At 62.2% G+C, this 19,449-nt stretch carries 21 protein-coding genes and 1 riboswitch; of the genes, 7 read left to right on the forward strand and 14 right to left on the reverse strand.

The features are described 5' to 3' along the window. Positions 1 to 13: 13 nt before the first annotated feature. Positions 14 to 337 (reverse strand): SEL1-like repeat protein, encoded by a 324-nt coding sequence (locus AB7M32_RS25650; protein ID WP_072406575.1) that lies wholly within the window; start codon positions 335 to 337, stop codon positions 14 to 16. A 949-nt stretch (positions 338 to 1,286) separates the two neighbouring features. On the opposite strand from AB7M32_RS25650, the gene AB7M32_RS25655 reads away from it, so the two are divergent. From AB7M32_RS25655 to AB7M32_RS25665, 3 genes are all read left to right on the forward strand, one after another. Further along, positions 1,287 to 1,511 (forward strand): hypothetical protein, encoded by a 225-nt coding sequence (locus tag AB7M32_RS25655; RefSeq protein ID WP_003204606.1) that lies wholly within the window; start codon positions 1,287 to 1,289, stop codon positions 1,509 to 1,511. A 276-nt stretch (positions 1,512 to 1,787) separates the two neighbouring features. Continuing rightward, a complete protein-coding gene (locus AB7M32_RS25660) occupies positions 1,788 to 2,270 on the forward strand; it encodes a hypothetical protein (protein WP_454251776.1) in 483 nt (160 codons plus the stop codon). A 144-nt stretch (positions 2,271 to 2,414) separates the two neighbouring features. Further along, positions 2,415 to 3,698: an OmpP1/FadL family transporter gene (locus AB7M32_RS25665; protein ID WP_454251777.1), complete on the forward strand. Its 1,284-nt coding sequence runs from the start codon at positions 2,415 to 2,417 to the stop codon at positions 3,696 to 3,698. An 89-nt stretch (positions 3,699 to 3,787) separates the two neighbouring features. Here the strand turns inward: AB7M32_RS25665 and AB7M32_RS25670 are convergent, their stop codons facing one another. From AB7M32_RS25670 to AB7M32_RS25680, 3 genes are all read right to left on the reverse strand, one after another. Then, a complete protein-coding gene (locus AB7M32_RS25670) occupies positions 3,788 to 4,339 on the reverse strand; it encodes a glutathione peroxidase (protein ID WP_454251778.1) in 552 nt (183 codons plus the stop codon). Between the two features lie 182 nt (positions 4,340 to 4,521). Then, positions 4,522 to 5,730 carry an MFS transporter gene (locus AB7M32_RS25675; RefSeq protein ID WP_454251779.1) on the reverse strand — a complete coding sequence of 403 codons (1,209 nt, stop codon included), beginning with the start codon at positions 5,728 to 5,730 and terminating at the stop codon, positions 4,522 to 4,524. Between the two features lie 52 nt (positions 5,731 to 5,782). Next, positions 5,783 to 6,187 (reverse strand): MarR family winged helix-turn-helix transcriptional regulator, encoded by a 405-nt coding sequence (locus AB7M32_RS25680; protein ID WP_092204078.1) that lies wholly within the window; start codon positions 6,185 to 6,187, stop codon positions 5,783 to 5,785. A 444-nt stretch (positions 6,188 to 6,631) separates the two neighbouring features. On the opposite strand from AB7M32_RS25680, the gene AB7M32_RS25685 reads away from it, so the two are divergent. Together AB7M32_RS25685 and AB7M32_RS25690 are read left to right on the forward strand one after the other, a co-directional pair. After that, positions 6,632 to 6,907: a helix-turn-helix transcriptional regulator gene (locus AB7M32_RS25685; RefSeq protein WP_454251780.1), complete on the forward strand. Its 276-nt coding sequence runs from the start codon at positions 6,632 to 6,634 to the stop codon at positions 6,905 to 6,907. A gap of 58 nt (positions 6,908 to 6,965) precedes the next feature. Continuing rightward, positions 6,966 to 7,700 carry a response regulator gene (locus AB7M32_RS25690; protein WP_454251781.1) on the forward strand — a complete coding sequence of 245 codons (735 nt, stop codon included), beginning with the start codon at positions 6,966 to 6,968 and terminating at the stop codon, positions 7,698 to 7,700. Between the two features lie 43 nt (positions 7,701 to 7,743). Here the strand turns inward: AB7M32_RS25690 and AB7M32_RS25695 are convergent, their stop codons facing one another. The 10 genes from AB7M32_RS25695 to cobO form a co-directional block, all read right to left on the reverse strand. Beyond that, entirely contained in the window at positions 7,744 to 8,475 is a 732-nt protein-coding gene (locus tag AB7M32_RS25695) for an adenosylcobinamide-GDP ribazoletransferase (RefSeq protein WP_454251782.1), read from the reverse strand. Between the two features lie 2 nt (positions 8,476 to 8,477). Next, complete coding sequence (gene cobC / locus AB7M32_RS25700; protein WP_454251783.1) at positions 8,478 to 9,053, reverse strand: alpha-ribazole phosphatase family protein; 576 nt, start codon at positions 9,051 to 9,053, stop codon at positions 8,478 to 8,480. Beyond that, complete coding sequence (cobT, locus tag AB7M32_RS25705; RefSeq protein ID WP_454251784.1) at positions 9,050 to 10,105, reverse strand: nicotinate-nucleotide--dimethylbenzimidazole phosphoribosyltransferase; 1,056 nt, start codon at positions 10,103 to 10,105, stop codon at positions 9,050 to 9,052. The genes cobC and cobT overlap by 4 nt, the downstream gene beginning before the upstream one ends. Then, positions 10,102 to 10,623 (reverse strand): bifunctional adenosylcobinamide kinase/adenosylcobinamide-phosphate guanylyltransferase, encoded by a 522-nt coding sequence (gene cobU, locus AB7M32_RS25710; protein WP_092204060.1) that lies wholly within the window; start codon positions 10,621 to 10,623, stop codon positions 10,102 to 10,104. Before cobU ends, cobT begins: the two co-directional genes overlap by 4 nt. Before the next feature lie 151 nt (positions 10,624 to 10,774). Next, complete coding sequence (locus AB7M32_RS25715) at positions 10,775 to 12,226, reverse strand: cobyric acid synthase (RefSeq protein WP_454251785.1); 1,452 nt, start codon at positions 12,224 to 12,226, stop codon at positions 10,775 to 10,777. Further along, the gene (gene cobD / locus AB7M32_RS25720; protein ID WP_454251786.1) at positions 12,223 to 13,215 is read right to left on the reverse strand and encodes a threonine-phosphate decarboxylase CobD; all 993 of its coding nucleotides are present in this window, start codon (positions 13,213 to 13,215) and stop codon (positions 12,223 to 12,225) included. The genes AB7M32_RS25715 and cobD overlap by 4 nt, the downstream gene beginning before the upstream one ends. Next, a complete protein-coding gene (gene cbiB, locus AB7M32_RS25725) occupies positions 13,208 to 14,116 on the reverse strand; it encodes an adenosylcobinamide-phosphate synthase CbiB (RefSeq protein WP_454251787.1) in 909 nt (302 codons plus the stop codon). The genes cobD and cbiB overlap by 8 nt, the downstream gene beginning before the upstream one ends. Continuing rightward, a complete protein-coding gene (gene bluB, locus AB7M32_RS25730; protein WP_158456151.1) occupies positions 14,113 to 14,763 on the reverse strand; it encodes a 5,6-dimethylbenzimidazole synthase in 651 nt (216 codons plus the stop codon). Before bluB ends, cbiB begins: the two co-directional genes overlap by 4 nt. Continuing rightward, a complete protein-coding gene (locus AB7M32_RS25735; protein WP_454252201.1) occupies positions 14,760 to 16,142 on the reverse strand; it encodes a cobyrinate a,c-diamide synthase in 1,383 nt (460 codons plus the stop codon). The genes bluB and AB7M32_RS25735 overlap by 4 nt, the downstream gene beginning before the upstream one ends. 5 nt (positions 16,143 to 16,147) lie before the next feature. Then, positions 16,148 to 16,759: a cob(I)yrinic acid a,c-diamide adenosyltransferase gene (gene cobO / locus AB7M32_RS25740; protein ID WP_454251788.1), complete on the reverse strand. Its 612-nt coding sequence runs from the start codon at positions 16,757 to 16,759 to the stop codon at positions 16,148 to 16,150. Positions 16,760 to 16,840: 81 nt separating this feature from the next. Next, positions 16,841 to 17,052, reverse strand: a riboswitch (cobalamin riboswitch). Positions 17,053 to 17,205: 153 nt separating this feature from the next. On the opposite strand from cobO, the gene AB7M32_RS25745 reads away from it, so the two are divergent. Next, positions 17,206 to 17,790, forward strand: coding sequence for a hypothetical protein (locus AB7M32_RS25745; protein WP_072411807.1), 585 nt, complete (start codon positions 17,206 to 17,208; stop codon positions 17,788 to 17,790). A 177-nt stretch (positions 17,791 to 17,967) separates the two neighbouring features. After that, positions 17,968 to 19,278: a PQQ-dependent sugar dehydrogenase gene (locus AB7M32_RS25750; RefSeq protein ID WP_454251789.1), complete on the forward strand. Its 1,311-nt coding sequence runs from the start codon at positions 17,968 to 17,970 to the stop codon at positions 19,276 to 19,278. The last annotated feature ends 171 nt before the right edge of the window (positions 19,279 to 19,449 follow it).

The raw sequence follows: 19,449 nt of genomic DNA on the forward strand, positions 1-19,449 counted from the left end.
GCAGTCTTCGTTTTCAGTCTTCGATTTCACCGAGGGCCCGGCGGGCACGATCATCGCCGGCCCGGGCGGCCTGGCGCAGCAGGTCGTGGCCGATGCGTCGATCCCGGGCGTTGCCGCATTCTCGGCACATCAACTGCCCGAGGCGACTTTGCGCGGCCACCACGCCTTCACGGGCCGGTTGCTTGAGCAAACGACCAGCGAGGTGCTTGACGCTGGGGCTGTCCCCCAGCCGCGGGCTGTCGAGCAGCCACTCAGCCACCCGCATCGACATACGTTTGGGTGGGGTAACACCAGAGGGTGTGGAGGTAACAGGATTTGATACTGAGCGAAACTTCATAAAACACTGTGGGACAGATCGGAAGGCGCGCCACTCTACTCCTTTTTTCGTACGGGTAAAGCCGAAAAAAACCGGCACGCCCGTGCTAGAGCAAGCGCTTGGGACAATCCACAGAAGCTGTGGATAACTCAGTGGACAACCCCCCCTGAACTCGCGCAAAGCCCTGTGGAACGGGGCCTGCGCTCAAACTGACGATTTTTTCACCAGTAAAAAAAAGCGATGTTTTTCATTGACTTAAATTTTGGATACAGGCACCTACCCCGGATTGTTTCGACATGACAGTTCGGTGACAAGCGGCGCCACGAGTGTGCACAAGTAACAGCTGAACGGGTTATAACACTGCGATTTTTTGGTACAACGGGCGGTAAAAGCTGGGGATAACCTCTGGCGTGCATTGCAGCAGCGGTGGCGTTGGCGCATTTGCAAGCGTCGGTTCCTGTGCTACGGCATGCCCTCCACAGCGATTGAGTGCCCACTTGAATATTTTTTAACCAACACCCTTCCCTTCACGGGTTCGATCCGTTAGTATCCGCAGCGTTAGTACCAAGCTGAAAGTCAATTCCGGGTCGAACACATCTCCACGGTCAACCATCCTCCAAAGGATGCTTCACCGAAAAAAGAGACCGACCCCCTCGATGGTTTCCAGGTAAATCTTGCGCCAACACAGCCTTTGATCGAATGCAAAGGGTGTTGCCAGGCTCATTACTCTGACCGAACCAGCCTGCAAAATTGATCAGGATCTTCACCCCGGGCCCAGAACCTTTGCCCTTGATGTGTTGCCTGCCCTCCTAAGTACCTACCTGCCAGCCCAAGCGCGCACTTGTATAGCGCTCAAACTGGCTGCTTTGTTCCAGTCGGGTTCTTCGTTCGACCAATGGTGGTCGACGTTACTGGAACGTTTTAACGTTGCACGGTTCTTAACCGTGTCATTTGCAGGAACACCCATAACATGTCTACTCAAATCCACGCACAGGATGCTATCCGCACCCTCACCAACGCTTTTGCACCGATGAACTGCCTGATCATGGCCGCTCGCAAAGGCTGTTTCAGCTTCACGCTGGTCAACGAACACGGCATCGCCCGTCACAGCGAACGCCTGTACCCCGACCAGTACTCCAGCGCCGAACCGCTGCAGGCCGTGATCGAGCGTACTCGCCAGGCACTGGTTGCCTGAGACGCCAGAAAGGCTGAAACCCCAAAGGCCCCGCCCAGAAAGCGGGGCTTTTTGTTGCCCGAAATTTCTCGATTAAGCGAAACAGCGTAAGCACCAAGGGATATAACAGTTATAACCATTCGCTGAAGATGTTTTAAAAACAGTCCTTTACAGCGGGAATATGACACTACACTTCAAGTCAAGCGGCATGATCCGCTTCCGGCGGAGCCTGGACCGATCCACCGCTGCCAAGCCCACACTCTTCAGGCTCCGCCCCTTTCACACTTCGAGGGTTTTATGGGTATCGCTGCCAGCGAACTGTGTCGATATGTGATCCGCCCGACGCTCCTCTACCTTGAGCGTCACAGCGCAACCGCGGAATCCTTGTTGCTGGGCATTGCCGCCAGCCAGTCCGCCCTGGGTTCAGCCCTGCATGATCGACGCGGGCATGGCCTGTATCGCATTACCGAGCCCCGCCACCAGGCCCTCTGGGATCATTACCTGGCACGAGATCCGGAACGGGCCAGCCTGGTGCGTGGCCTGGCCAGCCAGCATGCCTTTCTCAGCGGCCCGCACCTGGAATTGACCGTCAACTTGCGCTACGCCACCGCCATCGCCTGGCTGCTGGTGGAGGAACAGAATACCCCGCTTCCCGACGCCGACGACCTGCTGGGCATGGCCCGCATCTGGCGCCAGACCTTTCATCCCCAAGGGCGCCTGCGAGATTTCACCTGCGCCTGGCAAAGCTGTGTTTCGCCGCTGAATCAGGTCGCTTGCTGATGGGAGATTTGGAAACTTCCTACAACGGGTGCGAATCTGGTCGGATTGTCCTACAAAACCGCTCTAAATCAAGCCATACAGGCTATAGCGCTTGAACGAAAATGTTGGTAATTTTCGCCCCGGTGATCACCAGGAGTTCTAACAATGAAAAAAATGATGCTCAAAACCACCCTTGGCCTTGCCGTTACCTTGGCATCCACGCAACTTTTCGCCAGTGGCTTTGCCTTGAACGAACAAAGCATCAGTGGCATGGGCACTGGTTTCGCAGGTCGTTCCTCCTCTGCCGATGACGCCAGCACCGTGTTTGGCAACCCTGCCGGCATGTCGCGCCTCAAGCGTCAGCAAGTCACCGGTGGCTTCGCCGCCATCGATGCCTCCACCGATATCGACGATGCCAGCGGTACCCAGTCCGGCACCAACAAGGGCGACATGGTTCCGCTCACCGGCGTTCCGATGGGCTACTACGTCAAGCCGATCGATGATCAGTGGGCTTTCGGCCTGGGTGTCTACGCGCCGTTTGGCTTGATCACCGATTACGAAAATGGCTTCCAGGGCCGCAACTTCGGCAGCAAGAGCGAAGTGAAAGTCGTCACTTTCCAGCCAACCGTCAGCTATGCCTTCAACGACAAGGTATCGATCGGTTTCGGCCCGACCATCAACCGTATTTCCGGCTCCCTGGAATCGGATCTGACCTCGCCGCTGTCACCGAATGATGGCAGCGTGAAGATCAAGGGCGACGACATTGGCTACGGCTACAACATCGGCCTGCTGGTCCAGGCGACCGACACCACCCGTGTCGGCCTGACCTATCACTCCAAGGTCAAGTACAAGCTCGAAGGCCACACCGAAATCAGTCCTGGGGCTGGCACACCTCCCAGCCTGCTGAACGGCGCGCGCTACGATGCTTCGCTGGATATCACCACGCCTGAATCGGTGGACTTTTCGGTCACCCAGCAAATCAATGATGCCTGGACCGTCTACGCGGGCAGCACCTGGACGCGTTGGAGCCGCCTGAAAGAAATCACCGTGAACAACGACGGTGTAACGCCCGCAACGGGCGGAGCTTTCGCGCCTGGCTTCTTCAGTTCCATTACTGAAGAACAAAACTGGCACGACACCTGGGCCTACGCCATCGGTACCTCCTACCAGCTGAACAAGCAGTGGGTACTGCGTACCGGCCTGACCTTCGACCAGGCACCGACCAACAACCAGGACCGTTCGCCACGCATCCCGACCGGCGACCGGACCATCTTCAGCCTGGGCGCCGGCTGGAGCCCGACCGACGACCTGACCATCGACGTGGCTTATTCCTACCTCAAGGAAGAAAAAGTCAACGTCAGCGGCAGCAATGCCCTCGGCCAGTCCTACAACGCCAAATACGAAAACAGCGCCAACGGTTTCGGTGTCGGTGCAACCTACCGCTTCTGATGTTTCACGGCGAACCTGAACCCCTCGCCAACTGAAGCGAAAAAAAGCCCCGCACTCTGCAAAGAGGCGGGGCTTTTTCGTGGTAGGCGTCAGGGTTTGGAGGCGATGGCCGCTTCTACCGCCTGGATGAAATCGGGATCGTCAGGCTTGATCCGGCTGGAAAAACTGCCAACCACCTTTCCCTGGCGGTCCACCACGTACTTGTAGAAATTCCATTTCGGCGCGCCGGATTGTTCAGCCAAATGCTTGAACAGCGGTATCGCATCCGCACCCCGCACCGGCTGCGGTTCAGTCATGGTGAAGGTCACACCGTAATTGACGTAGCAGACCTTGGCGGTTTCGGCCCCGTCCTTGGATTCCTGCTTGAAGTCATTGGACGGTACGCCCAACACTTGCAACCCTTGGTCCTTGTAGCGCTGGTTGAGCGCCTCGAGGCCCTTGAATTGCGGGGCGAACCCACAGAAGCTGGCGGTGTTCACCACCACCAGAGGCTTGCCGGCAAAGCGCTGGCACAAATCAATGGTTTCCTTGGCCCGCAGCTTGGGCAACGAACCCTCCAGCAACGGCGGGCAATCGGCGGCCCAGACTTGCCCGGTCATAGCCAGCAACAGGGCGGGAACAGCAAACCAGCGCATCAACATGTCGGTACTTCCTTAAAGCATGTCAGACCACGACGTTACTCTGCCATGCCCGCCGCCGTCCATTGTTCAACACGTCCCCATGCCCAACTGCATCAAGGCCAACCCGCCCTGGTGCCAGCCCCACCAGGCGAGCGCCAGCAACAGGCCGGCGCCGGCAGCGATCAACCACGGGCCGATGCGACTCATGCCGCACCGACCTGGACTTGCAGGCGCGCCACCGGTCGTTCACGCACCGGCCAGTTCAACGCCGCCGCCAACAGGCTGAGCAGGATCGACACCTGCCAGATCAAGTCATAGCTGCCGGTGCGGTCGTACACCACCCCGCCCAACCAACCACCGAGGAACGAGCCCAACTGGTGGAACAGGAACACGATCCCACCCAACATCGACAGATTTCGTACACCAAACAGGGTCGCTACCGTGCCGTTGGTCAACGGCACGGTCGACAACCACAGCACGCCCATTGCCATGCCAAACAGGTACGCCGTGGTGGTCGTCACCGGCAGCCACAGGAACAAACCAATCACCACGGCCCGCAACAGGTACAACCCGGTCAACAGGCGTGGCTTGGACATGCGCCCGCCCAACCAGCCGGCGGTGTAGGTGCCGAAGATGTTAAACAACCCGACCAGGGCCAGCACGGTGGTGCCGACGCTGGCTGGCAGATGTTGGTCCACCAGGTACGCCGGCAAATGCACGCCAATGAACACCACCTGGAAGCCGCAGACAAAAAAACCAATCGCCAGCAGCCAGAACCCGGAATGGCTGCAGGCCTCGCGCAAGGCTTCGGCCAGGGTCTGTTCATGTCCGGCCACCGGCAACGGCGCGTCCTTGAGCATGCTCACCAGCGGCACGATCAGCGCCACCAGCAGCCCCAGCGTCAACAACGCCGCCGACCAACCGAGCCAGCCGATCAACCCCAGCGTGCCGGGCAACATGGCGAACTGGCCGAAGGAACCGGCGGCACTGGCGATGCCCATGCCCATGCTGCGTTTTTCCGGCGGCACGGCCCGTCCGACCACACCGAGAATCACCGAGAACGACGTGCCCGACAGACCGATACCAATCAACAGCCCCGCACTCAACGACAGCGACCAAGGAGAATCCGAAAGCCCCATGAATACCAGGCCGACGGCATACAGGACCCCGCCGATCAGCACCACTTTCGCCGCGCCGAAGCGGTCGGCCAGCGCGCCAGTGAAGGGCTGCGCCAAGCCCCAGATAAGGTTCTGCAAGGCGATGGCAAAGGCGAACACCCCACGGCCCCAGCCGAACTCGGCGCTCATGGGCGACAGGAACAGGCCGAAGCCATGCCGCACGCCCAGGGACAGCGCCAGGATCAGCGCGCTGCCCACCAGGACCCAACCACAGGTACGCCACATCGATGTCATTCTTGTTCTCCGCTCGCGGGTATATACCCGCTTGTAGTCGAACGAACCGGCACTACGCCAATTCGTCCAGCAAGGCCAGCAATGCCGTGCGCTTCTCGGCGCCCAGCTTATCGATCAATCGTTGTTGCGCCGCTTCCCAGGCCGGCAGCGCCGCCGCCAGCCGAGCGTGCCCGGTTTCGGTCAGCTCGACGATGCGGTTACGCAGGTCTTCGCCCTCGGCCAGCCTCACCAACCCCTCGCCTTCCAGCACTCGCAGGTTGCGCCCCAAGGTGCTGCGGTCCAGGCCCATGGCCTCGGCCAGGGAGGAAATACTCGGTTGGTCCAGGCGCGCCAGGTTGCTCAGCAAAGAATACTGGGCAACGTTGATCCCGAAGCCATCGAGGGCGCCGTCGTAATACCTGCTGACGCCACGAGCGGCACGACGCAGGTTGATGCACAGACATTGGGAAGGAAGCATAGTGCGTGTATATACCCGGGTTTGGTGGAATGCAAATTTAAATCAAGGAATCCGCCCTCACAAATCTTGTGGCGAGGGGGATTTAGCGAAACGTCGCACCGCCAAGCGCCCCTGAAATCAGGCACCTCGGTGTGTCAGAGCTGACTGCATGGGGCTGCTGCTCAGCCCAACGGGGATAAATCCCCTTGCCACAGATGGAACGAGCAAATCGTGAAAATTCCCACAATATCAAGTGCCTTGCCTGACATCCTTTTCGACGACTCGTCATTAAAGTCCACCCACCTGTAATGTCTGACAGGTTTCAGGTGGCCTGAATCAAGCTATAACGAAGCCGTGCCTCGAGCCCCAAGGGCTGAAGAAGGGCCGTGCGAACCATACCATCAAGTAGTAGGAAGATTCCGCCGCCGCCACGCCATCACTGATGATGAATGGGAGATTTCGTTCATGTATCACTCCACCGCTGTTTCCGGATACTCAACGTCCTATCAGGACCGCTTCCATACTACCGATAGCAAGCAACCACCGAAAATCCGACTGACCAACCGAGAAAAAGAGTTCCTGCAATGGAGCGAGGCCGGCAAATCTTCCTGGGAAATCGCCGTGATCGTTCATTGCAGCGAGGCCAACGTCAATTATCACTTCAACAACATCCGACGAAAATTCGGCGTCAGTTCGCGTCATCTCGCGGGAAAAATCGCGCGCGAACGAGGCTTGATCTGAGCGCTCCGATGGCTTGTCAGCAGCGGTCGGGATGTACTTGGCCCCTGTAGAGGCAGCAATGAATCTGAACCACACGCCCGAATGCCGCGACATTTTCGGCCTCAGCACCTGTGACGATACGCGAGTGTCGCACAGGCCTCCTTCGGACAACCCTATACGCATCATCCTTGCCGATGATCACCCCGTCGTGCTGACGGGTATCGAAATGGTCCTGGCGGGGGCTGGGTTTTCAGTGGTTGCCAAGGCTCGCAACGCCGATGAACTGCTCCAGCACTTGGAGCGCACCCCTTGCGACCTGGTCATCAGCGACTATTCGATGCCCGATGGGCAGTTCCCGGACGGCCTAGCCCTGATGGGCTATTTGAAACGCCACTACCGCGCCTGCCCCCTGATCGTGATCACCATGCTACGCAATCCGTCCGTGTTGCAGGCCTTGCTCAATACCGGTGTGAACGGCTTGTTCGATAAACGCAGTCCTTTGATGGAACTGAAACAGGCCATCCTCGGTGTCACCCAGGGGCGGCAGTATGCATGCCCGGCTTTTCTTGAGCTTCTGCGAGGGCAATCCTTGGCCGCCACGCGCTCGGACGCCAACCGGGTGAGCCTTTCCGAACGGGAGTTGGAGGTGGTGAGGCTGTTCGTGCACGGGATGTCGGGCAGACAGATTGCAGCCCAGCTCAATCGCAGTGAAAAAACTATCAGCCGACAAAAACGCACCGCCATGGACAAGTTGGGGCTTGGGCATGACGGTGGATTGATGGAGTTTGCTCGGGTGAGTGGGTTAAAGGGTTGACCCCTCAAATCCCGAAACGGCCCACCATCGCGTTCCCGTCAACTCAGACCCACCCCAACCCCACCAACACCGCTATTTCAAGCAACTCCAGCAACGCCCCGGCTGTATCCCCGGTGCAGCCCCCGAGCCTGCGCAGCATCATCCGCCGCAAGCCAACGAACACCGCGAAGGCAACGGCCAATGCCCAAACGCCGGGCCACCCCGCCACCAGCACACAGCCCAACGCACACACCAACAACACCCATCCACCCGCGCGCCGGGGCAGATGTTCGGCAAGCGCTTGGCCCAACCCGCCGGCGCGCACGTAAGGTGTGCTGAGAAACAAGCCAAGCAACGCCGCACGCCCCAGCACCGGCACGATGATCAAGGCCAACGCTTGCCCCTGTTCGATCAACGCCAGCAGCGCGGCGAACTTGAGCAGCAGCACCAACACCAAGGTGATCACCGCAATGGGTCCGCTGCGCGGATCCTTCATGATCAGCAGCGTGCGTTCGCGGTCACCAAAACCGCCCAGCCAGGCGTCGGCGCTGTCGGCCAGGCCGTCGAGGTGCAGGCCTCCGCTGAGCAACACCCAGGCCGTCAGCAACAGCGCGGCGTGGAGTAGCGACGGCGCACCCAGCAGCAGTGCATTGAGCAGCCACAGCAAAGCACCGAACACCAGCCCCACCAATGGATAGAACAGCAGCGAACGCCCCAGTTGTTCGGGCTCGGGCATGCCAGGCAGGCGCACCGGCAGGCTGCTGAGAAATTGCAGGGCGATCCAGAAAGGCAACATGGTCAATCCGCCTCTTCGAGCACTGAACCTGCCGACACGGTCAGGGAGAACAGTGCGCCATGGCCGACTTCGACATTGAGCAACTGCTCCCGTGGCAGGCCGCGGGCCTGGGCCAGCAACAAGCGCATCACGCCGCCGTGGCTGACCAGCAAGATACGCTGGCCAGCATAGGCCGCGTGCAAACGTCCCACCGCCGCCAGAACCCGTCTGGAAAATTCCAGCACTGGCTCGCCGTCGGGCGGTGTGAAGCTGTAAGGGTCGGCCCAGAACCGACCCAGCGCCTCGGCGTCGGTCTCCATCAAGGCCGCTGCGCTGCGACCTTCCCAGGCGCCGAAGTGCAGCTCTTGCAGGTCTTTGTCCAAATGCACCGGCAGGTCGAGCCGGGCGCCGAGTTGCTCGGCGAAACGGGCGCAACGTTGCAACGGTGAACTCACCAGCCGATCCCAAGGCCCGCCCTCTATGACAGCCCCGTGCATCTGCTCCCAGCCCCTGGCCGTCAAGGCATCGTCGAGGCTGCCGCGCAAGCCGCCACCCAGTTCGGTTTCGCCGTGACGCAGCAGGTCCAGGCGCAAGGTCATGCCGGGCGGTCCGCCACGGCCGCTTCGGCAAACGTCGCCATCTGCCCGTGCAGATCACACGCCAGGCGCAACAGCGGCACCGCCAACGCCGCGCCACTGCCCTCGCCCAGGCGCAGGCCGAGATCCAGCAACGGTTCGGCACCGAGGGTTTCCAGCACGTGACGATGGCCCGGTTCGGCGCCGCGATGGGCGAACAGCAACCACGGCCGGCACGTCGGATTGAGGCGCACCGCCACCAGGGCCGCGACGCTGCAGATGAAGCCATCCACCAGCACGGCGATGCCTTGCTGGGCACAGGCCAGGTATGCACCGACCAACGCGGCGATTTCAAAACCGCCGAGGTTGAACAGGGTCTGCAACGGGTCGTTACCCTGGGCAGCGTGCAACGCCAGGGCCCGTTCGATCACTTGGGCCTTGCGGCTGACACCCGCGGCGTCCAACCCCGTGCCCGGCCCGACCAGATGCGCCACCGGGCAATCGAGCAAAGCACAGGCCAGGGCGCTGGCGGCGGTGGTGTTGCCGATGCCCATCTCGCCGCCGATGAACAATTGCGTCCCGGCCGCGATGGCGCGGGCGACGCTGTCGCGCCCGGCTTGCAGGGCTTGCTCGCCCTGTTTCACGGTCATTGCCGGGCCCTGGGCGAAATTCGCCGTGCCCGGCCCGAGGTTCAGGTGCCGCACACCGGGCAGGTCCAGCGCAGGCGTGACGGTGCCCAGGTCGACCACTTCCAGGGAGGCGCCCAGTTGTCGCGCCAGGACGCTGATGGCCGCGCCGCCGCTGACGAAATTGAGCAGCATTTGCCCGGTGACCTCCTGGGGATAAGCCGATACGCCTTCTGCGACCACGCCATGGTCGCCGGCGAAAATCGCGATCCACAACCGGTCCAGGCCCGGTTTGAGCTGCCCTTGCAGACCCGCCAGTTGCACCGCCACCGACTCCAGCCGCCCCAGGGAACCGGCCGGCTTGGTCAGTTGTTGCTGACGGGCCGCGGCCAGTTCCAGCGCTTGGTTATCGACGGGCTTGCACGGGTCCAGCCACCAGCGATGATTCATAACGCAGTACCTTTGAGAGTCAGGGGCAGGCCCGCGACGGTCAGCACGACGCGCTGACAACGTTCGGCCAAGGCTTGATGCAGCCAACCGGCTTCATCGACGTAACGGCGAGTCAACTCACCCAGCGGCACGACACCCATGCCAGTCTCGTTGCTGACAAAAATGATCTCCCCGGGCAGCGCGGCCAGACTGTCCAGCAGCGCTTGGCGCTCGGCGTTCAGCTGCTCGGGAGCGTCGAGCATCAGAAGGTTGGTCAGCCACAGGGTCAGGCAATCCACCAGCAAGCATTGCCCGGGGGCAGCGTTTTCCCGCAGCACCCGGGCCAGGGCCAAGGGCTCCTCCACCAGCGCCCATTCGGCCGGCCGCCGGGCGCGGTGCTGGGCGACACGATCGTTCATTTCACCGTCCAGGGGTTGGCTGGTGGCGATGTAGGTCACTGGCAAGCCGGTGTCCGCCGCGAGTTTTTCAGCCAGGCGACTCTTGCCGGAGCGGGCGCCGCCGAGGATCAGTTGCAGCATGGGTCATTAACCTTTATTTGGCGGTGTGGCGACTGGCGCCATCGCGAGCAAGCTCGCTCCCACAATTGATCTGGGGTGTACATAAATTCTGTGGTCATCACAAATCCAATGTGGGAGCGAGCTTGCTCGCGATGAGGCCAGCCCAGCCACCTCAAATCCCACAAAGCTCACGCAACAATCCAGTATCCAGATGCCGCTCCACCAGATCCGCCAACCGCTCGATGTCCCGCTCGCGCAAGCCGTGGTAATCCACCGTTTGCACATCCGCCAACCCAGCCCAACGCAACAACGCGCTGCTGGCCTGGGGCGACTCGAACAGCCCGTGCAGGTAGGTGGCGAAAATTTGCCCATCGCGGCTCTGGGCACCGTCGCAACGGCCATCCTCCAGACGCACCGCAGCCTGTTCCAGGGCCGGGCCAGTGGTCACGCCCGCGTGGATCTCATAGCCGCTGACCTCGGCCGCTTCCAAGGCCAGTCGCCCGCGCACATTGCGCAGTTGCTTCTCGTGTTCCAGGGTCGTTTCGAAGTCCAGCAACCCCAGTCCGGCACTGGAGCCCGCCGCACCTTCCAGCCCCAGCGGGTCGTGGACCTGCTGGCCAAGCATCTGCAAACCGCCGCAGATGCCCAGCACTTTTCCGCCGTAACGCAGGTGACGATCGATCGCCGTTGCCCAGCCGTTGGCGCGCAGGTAGGCCAGGTCGCTGCGCACGCTTTTCGAGCCGGGCAGGATGATCAGGTCGGCCGGCGGGATGGGCTGGCCGGGGCCGACGAATTGCAGGTCGACCTGTGGGTGCAGGCGCAACGGATCGAAATCGGTGTGGTTGCTGATGCGCGGCAAGACCGGCACCACCACTTTCAGCACTTGCTCGGCCTTGTCGATCTGACGCTGATCAAGGCCATCCTCGGCTTCCAGGTGCAGATCCATGACGTACGGCAACACGCCGATCACCGGTTTGCCAGTGCGCGCTTCCAGCCAGTCCAGGCCCGGTTGCAGCAAGGCGATGTCGCCACGAAAACGGTTGATGATGAAGCCCTTCACTCGCGCCTGCTCGCTGGGGGAAAGCAACTCCAGCGTGCCGACCAGATGGGCGAACACCCCGCCGCGATTGATATCGGCGATCAGCAGCACCGGGCAGTCCACCGCCTCGGCAAAGCCCATGTTGGCGATGTCACCGGCGCGCAGGTTGATCTCCGCCGGCGAGCCGGCGCCCTCCACCATCACCACCGGATAGGCCGCGCTCAAGCGCGCGTGAGAGGCCAGCACCGCTTGCATCGCGATCGCTTTGTAATCGTGATAAGCCACGGCGTTCATGGTGGTGACGGCGCGACCGTGGATGATCACCTGGGCGCCGGTGTCGCTGTTGGGCTTGAGCAGCACCGGGTTCATGTCGGTGTGCGGTTCGAGCCCCGCCGCCTGGGCTTGCACCGCCTGGGCCCGACCGATTTCGCCGCCGTCGGCCGTCACGGCACTGTTGAGGGCCATGTTCTGCGGCTTGAAAGGCACCACACCCACGCCCTGGCGCTTGACCCAGCGGCACAAGGCCGTGACCAGGGTACTTTTGCCGGCATCGGAGGTGGTGCCCTGCACCATCACTGTGGTCATGGGTTGTCCTTGGCGTAGGCCTCGAAGGCTTGTTCGAGGCGCAGGAATTCGCTGTCGTCAGCCGGTAGCCCGAAACGCAGGCTGCTGGTGTTCACGAACAGGCGCAGGAGAATGCCGCGATGGGCCATGAAATCGTGAAGCCCCTGGGCACGTTCGGTGACCAGCCATTGGAACAATCCGCAGCCGCCCTGCGGCTTGAAGCCGTGGCGTTCGAGCAACAACGCCAGGCGTTGGCTGGTGGCTTCGCAGCGTTGACGCTGGTCTGCGTGGGCAGCGCTGTCCAGCAGGCACGCCTGGCCCAGCACCCGGGTCGGCCCGCTGACGGCCCACGGCCCGACCTGTTCGGCGAGCAACTTGAGCAAGCGGCGTTCGGCCAATACAAAGCCCAGGCGAACCCCGGCCAAGCCAAAGAACTTGCCGAACGAACGCAGGACAATCAGCCCGACCAGATGGGTGTACGCCGCCAGGCTCAGCGCCGGTGTGACGTCCATGAACGCTTCATCCACCACCAACCAGCCACCGCGCTGGGCCAGGCGGGCATGCCAATCCAGCAAACGCTCGGGCGCCAGGCTCAGGCCCGTGGGGTTGTTCGGATTGACCACCACCAGCACGTCGAGGCTGTCGAGGAAGAAATCCACTTCCGCCTCCAGCACTTCGCGCACGATATAGCCGCTGCGGCGCCAGGCTTCGGCGTGCTCGGCGTAACACGGCGACAAGACGCCGACCTTGCCGCTGCGACGCAGGCGCGGCAACAGCTGGATGGCCATCTGCGAACCGGCCACCGGCAGCACATTCAACGCACCGTAGTAATCGCAGGCGGCCTGCTCCAAGCCATCATCGGTTTCCGGCAGGCGCGCCCAAGCCCGCAGGGGAATCGCCGGAACGTCGAACGGCCAAGGCGCGAGGCCGCTGGACAAGTCGAGCCAATCGGCTTCGGCAATGCCGTATTGCCGGGCTGCGTTGCGCAAGCGCCCGCCGTGCTCAAGCATAGAACTCAGCTCCCAGGCAGAGAATCAGCAACCACAACCATACCCCGCGCTGGACCAATTGCCAGCCGCGATCAATGGAGTCGGCACTCGCCGGCACGCCTTCGCCCAAGGGCGGACGTTGGTGCAGTTCGCCGTGGTAAACCGCCGCCCCGCCCAGCTCGACACCCAGCGCTCCGGCCCCGGCGGCCATCACCGGCCCGGCGTTGGGGCTGTCCCAGGTCGGGCCCTGGGTGCGCCAGCACTTGAGTGCCAGGCGGGTTTTGCCGAGCAGCGCGTAGGTCAACGCCACCAGGCGCGCCGGAAGGTAGTTGAGCACATCGTCGATCTTGGCCGCCGCCCAGCCGAAGCGCTCGAAGCGTTCGTTGCGATAGCCCCACATGGCGTCGAGGGTATTGCTCAGGCGGTACAGCACCACACCTGGCGCGCCAGCCACGGCGAACCAGAACAGCGCGGCGAACACCGCGTCGCTGCCGTTCTCCAGCACAGACTCGGTGGCGGCGCGGGCCACGGCGGTTTCATCCAGTTCAGCCGTCTCGCGACTGACCAGGTAGCCGACGCGCTGGCGCGCCTGCTCCAGATCACCGCTGCGCAATGCCCGCGCCACCGGCTCGACATGCTCGCCGAGGCTGCGCAGACCGAGGGCACAGTACAACGCCAGGATCTCCACCAACCAGCCCACCATCGGCGCCCAGGACAGCGCCGTGGCGAGCAAGGTCAATGGCACCACGGCGATCACCCAAGCCGTCACCCCGTGGCTGCGCCAGCCACGTCCGCCTGAGTTGAAACGTTGTTCGATGCGATCGGCAAAGCCACCGAACGCCACCAACGGATGCCAGCGCCGGGGCTCGCCCAACAGCGCATCCAGCGCCACCGCGGCAGCACTGAGCAACGCCACGCTCATGGACTCACTCCCCAACGGTTTTCATACAGCAGTTCATTGAGCGGACGCGGTTGCGCCCAACCTTCCAGGGCGAGCATCGGCGCCGGGTAAAACCCCTCCACCGGGCCCAGGCAAAGGATCGCCAGCGGCTTGGCCCCGGCGGGCAGGCCCAGCAGGTCGGCCAGGGCCTGAGGTTCGAACAATGACACCCAGCCCATCCCCAGCCCCTCGGCGCGGGAGGCCAGCCACAGGTTCTGGATGGCGCAGGACAGCGAGGCCAGGTCCATTTCCGGCAAGGTCCGACGACCGAAGATATGCCGCTCGCGATCCTCCATCAATGCCGCCACCAGCACTTCGGCACAATCGTCGATGCCTTCGACCTTGAGCGTCATGAACTCATCGCTGCGCTCGCCCAGGGCCTGCGCGGTGCGAATGCGTTCCTGCTCCACCAGTTGGCGGATCTGCCCACGCAAGGCGCGGTCGCTGATGCGGATGAATCGCCACGGCTGCATCAGGCCGACGCTCGGGGCCTGGTGCGCGGCTTCCAGCAGACGGCGCAGCAACGCCGGTTCGACCGTGCCGCCGCTGAAGTGGCGCATGTCACGGCGTTCAGCGATGGCGCGGTAGATGGCGTCGCGTTCGGTCTGGGAGAAAGCGTTGTCGGTCATGGCCTCTTCGCGAGCAAGCCCGCTCCCACAGGGTTCAGGTGATCAAATGTGGAAGCGGGCTTGCTCGCGAAGGCGGCCTCAAGGTCAGGCGCAAACAACGCGGCGATCGCCGGCGGATTCGACGGGAAATAAAAGTGTACATAGGAAGCCGTCATCCGCCCCTGCCGGAAAACCGCCTCCGCCCCTCGCCCACCATTGGGGCTATGGCCACGGGCAATCGGTTCAACCTCGGTGCTGGTCAGGGAATGATGGTAGGTGTGCCCACGCAGGTTGCCTTCCGGCAAATCCACCGACTGCAGCGCCAGGGCCGCCAGGCGCTTTTGCATCTGCGCATCGCCGGCCAGCAAACCCAGCAGTTCGGCGCGCACGCCGTCGACATCGGTCAATGAATCGAGCAGGTACAACATGCCGCCGCATTCGGCGAGTAACGGTTTGCCGGCTGCGTGGTGGGCACGGATCGCGGCCAGCATCGACGTATTCCGGGCCAGCGCAACGTGGTGCAGCTCCGGATAACCGCCAGGCAGATAAAGACTGTCCGCCTCGGGCAGTTCGGTGTCATGGATCGGTGAAAAAAAGCTCAACTGCGCACCCATGGCCCGCAGCAGATCAAGGCTTGCGCCATAGGTGAAGGCGAACGCTTCGTCACGGGCCACGGCGATGCGCACACCGTCGAGCCACGGCGGCGGATTGATCACCTCGGGTGCGGCGAATTCGACCGCTGGCGGCAGCGCCACTTCGCAACTACCGGCCAAGGCATCGGCCGCCGCGTCGAGGCGCAGGTCGAGATCGTTCAATTCACTGGCCTGGACCAACCCGAGATGACGGCTTGGCAATTCGATGCCGGTTTCCCGGGACAGCGCGCCGTACCAACGCAGGCCTTCGGTCAGGCTGCCTTCGAGCAATTGCGCGTGACGCAAGGTGCCGACCCGGTTCGCCAAGACCCCGGCGAATGGCAGGTCCGGTTGATAACGGGCCAGGCCCAGGGCCAAGGCGCCGAAGGTCTGGGCCATGGCCGTGCCGTCGATCACCGCCAGCACCGGTACGCCAAAATGCCTCGCCAGATCGGCGCTGGACGGGGTGCCGTCGAACAGCCCCATCACCCCTTCGATCAGGATCAGGTCCGCTTCGGCGGCGGCTTCCCACAACAGCCGGCGACTTTCCTGCTCGCCGACCATCCACATGTCCAATTGATAAACCGGCGCACCACTGGCCCGCTCGAGGATCATCGGGTCCAAAAAGTCCGGGCCGCACTTGAAGACGCGCACCTTGCGCCCCTGGTTGCGATGCAAGCGGGCCAGCGCCGCGGTGACGGTGGTCTTGCCTTGCCCCGAGGCCGGCGCTGCGATCAATACTGCCGGACAATGGCGGGGCACGGCCACATCGCTCACAGTTCGACGCCTTTCTGCGCCTTGATACCCGCCTGGAACGCGTGCTTGATCATGCCCATTTCCGTCACGGTGTCGGCCAGCTCGATCATCTCCGGCTTGGCGCCGCGACCGGTCACCACCACATGCTGCATCGGTGGACGCGCCTGCAGATCGCTGAGCACCTGATCGAGGTCGAGGTAACCGTGCTTGAGGGCGATATTCAATTCGTCGAGCACCACCAGGCCGATGGATGGATCGCTGAGCAACTGACGCGATACGGCCCAGGCGGCTTCGGCGGCGGCGATGTCGCGCTGGCGGTCCTGGGTTTCCCAGGTGAAACCTTCGCCCATGACATGAAAACGCACCTGCTCCGGGAAGCGGCGGAAAAACAGCTCTTCACCGGTGCTGTTGCGCCCCTTGATGAACTGCACCACACCGCATTGCAGGCCATGGCCCATGGACCGTGCCAGCATGCCGAACGCCGAGCTGCTCTTGCCCTTGCCGTTACCGGTCAGCACCAACAGCAAGCCGCATTCATTCGGCGAGTTGGCGATGCGCTCGTCGATCACGGCTTTCTTGCGCTGCATGCGCGCCAGGTGGCGTTCGTCGCGATCAGGGGTGTCGGTCATGGGGAGCTCTCCGTTGGGATTGGATAACGGCGGGCGGGGCACAAAAAAAGACGGCAACAAGCCTGGCATCGCCCACCGTGATGCCGTTGGATGAATCAGGCCGGTCTCCGGGCTCATGAGCGGCGTGACGCCTGGCTGCGCGCCTTCCCATGTCATGCGACACAGTGGCTTAGGCACAGCGTTGACTCATTTACCGTTGCGGGGGCAGCGCCGGGCTCGTATGCACTCACCGGCTTCCCTGTTTCACTCTGTCGGCCAAGCGGCCACAGAGCACCTGAAACAAGCGGCGAAGGTTAGAGGGTTGGGGGTGGAGCGTCAATTAAAGCCGCCTGTCGAGGCGCTCATTGGCGCCGATCAATTAAATGACGCCAATCTTGTGTGATTCTGCGACAAGTGATATCAAAGCGACATTACGACCCGATATCACAAGAACAAGAGGGCAAAACATGCAAGGCATGCTCATCAGCAATCCAAAACTGGAGTTCCTGCGCCCGGTGCTGGAACGTTGGTTTGATTGTATCGACCGCTACAACGCGGTTCGCGGCGATAACGACACCCCCTATTGGTTCGATGAACGAGCCAATCTCAGCTTGCTGTCGGCCGCCGCCTGGATGGCCGAGATGGTCACGCTGCAGAACGCGCCGACCCGCAAGCAGAATGAGGAAGGCGAACGCAACGTCAGCGCCGATCTGTTCATCGCCAGCACCGAGGAGCGTGCCTTCATCCAGGCCACCCAACGCTGGCCCAAGGTCAACAACCTGAACCTGACCCAACCACTGTCGGAAGCCACCAGCGATGCCAAGCGCATCAGCTACGCCAGCGACCTGAAACTGGGCTGCCTGTTCGTCTCGCCGCAAAAAGCCCAGCAAAGCGCCACGCCCGAAGAGCTGCAGGACATGATCGACGACTTGCAGAAGGAAAACACCTGCGCCGTGGCCTGGTACTTCCCATACGCCTATCGCAAGTTGCGCAACGAGGCCGGCCAATACCATCCAGGCATTGCCGTGCTGTTCAAACAGGCCCATGGCTGACTCATTACTGTGGGAGCGAGCTTGCTCGCGATAGCGGCGCACCTGGCAACATCAGTCTTGACTGTCATGCCGCCATCGCGAGCAAGCTCGCTCCCACAAGGTTTTGCGCGCAGTTTGAACCATCCGTGCGTCTGCGCTTCTCTATGAATAACCTCATGCATTCATAGGGAAGTCAGCATGCTCAAGCCACCTCATCTCCTGATCGTCGCCCTCGCCGCCGGACTTGCCGCCTGTGGCGAGTCGTCCACCCTGCAGGTTTCCGATGGCACCGGTCCCGCGCCGAAACTGCCTGAACCGAACAAGACGCTGGTCCCCACCGTTAACATCGCCGAAGCCATTGGCTGGCCACAAGGTGCCAAGCCGACCCCGGCCCAGGGGTTGCAAGTGGCCGCGTTCGCCGAAGGACTGGATCATCCGCGCTGGCTTTACGTGCTACCCAATGGCGATGTGCTGGTGGCCGAAACCAACGCCCCACCCAAACCGGACGATTCCAAGGGCATCCGTGGCTGGGTGATGAAAAAGGTCATGGGCCGCGCCGGTGCCGGCGTGCCCAGCCCCAACCGCATCACGCTATTACGCGATGCCAACCACGATGGCATTGCCGAAACTCGTACGGTGTTCCTGGAAAACCTCAATTCGCCGTTCGGCATGACCCTGGTGGGCAATGACCTGTACGTGGCCGACACCGACCGACTGATCCGCTTCCCGTACAAGGACGGTGACACACAGATCAAGGCGCAGCCGACCAAGGTCATCGACCTGCCGGGCGGCACCCTCAACCATCACTGGACAAAGAACGTGATCGCCAGCCGTGACGGCAGCAAGCTGTACGTCACCACCGGTTCGAACAGCAACGTCGCGGAAAATGGCATGGAGGCCGAAGAAGGTCGCGCCGCCATCTGGGAAGTGGACCGTGCCAGCGGCAATCACCGGATCTTCGCCTCAGGCCTGCGCAACCCCAACGGCCTGGCCTGGGAACCCCGTAGCGGGGCCCTGTGGACGGCGGTGAACGAACGAGACGAGATCGGTAGCGACCTGGTGCCGGACTACATCACCTCGGTCAAGGACGGCGCGTTCTATGGCTGGCCCTACAGCTACTACGGGCAGCACGTCGATGCCCGGGTCCAACCACAGAACCCGGCCCTGGTGGCCAAGGCCATCGCCCCCGACTACGCCGTCGGCCCCCACACCGCCTCACTGGGTCTGACCTTCGCCGAAGGCAGCACCTTGCCTGCACCGTTTACCGAAGGGGCTTTCGTCGGTCAGCACGGCTCCTGGAACCGTAAGCCCCACAGTGGCTATAAAGTGATTTTCGTACCGTTCAACGGCGGCAAACCCGTGGGGCAACCGGTGGATGTACTGACCGGCTTCCTGAATGCCGACGAAAAAGCCCAGGGCCGCCCAGTAGGCGTGGTGATCGACAAGCAGGGTGGTTTGTTGGTGGCTGATGATGTGGGGAACAAGATTTGGCGGGTGTCGGGTCAATAGTACCGGTCACACCGTTATCCTTGTGGCGAGGGGATTTATCCCCGTTGGGCTGCGAAGCAGCCCTAAAGCCTGAAATCTCGAATTTTCAGGCCGATCGCATCCAAGCCGCTATCTTTGGGGCTGCTTCGCACCCCAGCGGGGATAAATCCCCTCGCCACAGATTTGCGCTGG

The organism is Pseudomonas sp. R151218B TE3479, from assembly GCF_053629195.1.